The following is a 641-nucleotide window of genomic DNA, read 5'->3' on the forward strand; positions in this document are numbered from 1 at the left end:
ATCACTCTTACAGGTATATTTTGCTTGCATAAGCTCAATAGGATATTGTACTTTTTTCAATGTGTTACTTCTATCCAGAATGGAACATGGATAATTTCGGATTATTTCACACATTCAAAAGACCACTTATTTTTCAAAGATATAAAGTGAAACTTTAATCAGTAGGGGTTTTCTTCATCCCATACTGATTGTTAGTTGAACCAAGCGGGGTTTTACTGCCCATTGATGCGGGATAAAAAAAATGATTAGCTTCTCAATTTTTTTCTTTTCTTCCCAATCAATAAAGTGATTTGTGTCATTAAAAACAGGACAGCTGCCGATAAGCTGTCCTGTTTGATTAAAGCAATATCATTAGATCTTGAGCAAATACAAGGTGTTACAAGAGTTCTGCTCAATCATAATTTTTAGCGATTTCGATAAATAGCTTAATCGCATCTGGAATGACCTCTTCATCAATGTCGAATTTAGGATGGTGGTGCGGATACATACTTTTCTCCCCACCCATGCCTACAAAGATAAACGCGCCCGGTTTATTTTGTAAATAATATGAGAAGTCTTCTCCCCCCATCACTGGATCAATTAACTCAAATACATCATCACCAAAAGATTGGCGAATGACGGATTCAACAAAGCGAGATTCA

1 protein-coding gene is annotated in these 641 nt (G+C 35.9%); it reads right to left on the bottom strand.

Annotated features, from left to right (window positions below; all coding sequences use genetic code 11):
- Positions 1 to 391: 391 nt before the first annotated feature.
- The coding region (locus tag AC625_RS24980; RefSeq protein ID WP_156187698.1) for a M20/M25/M40 family metallo-hydrolase at positions 392 to 641 on the bottom strand (250 nt) is incomplete at its 5' end.

The sequence above is a fragment of the Peribacillus loiseleuriae genome (genome assembly GCF_001183985.1).
In the GTDB taxonomy this organism is placed as follows: Bacteria; Bacillota; Bacilli; order Bacillales; family DSM-1321; genus Peribacillus; species Peribacillus loiseleuriae.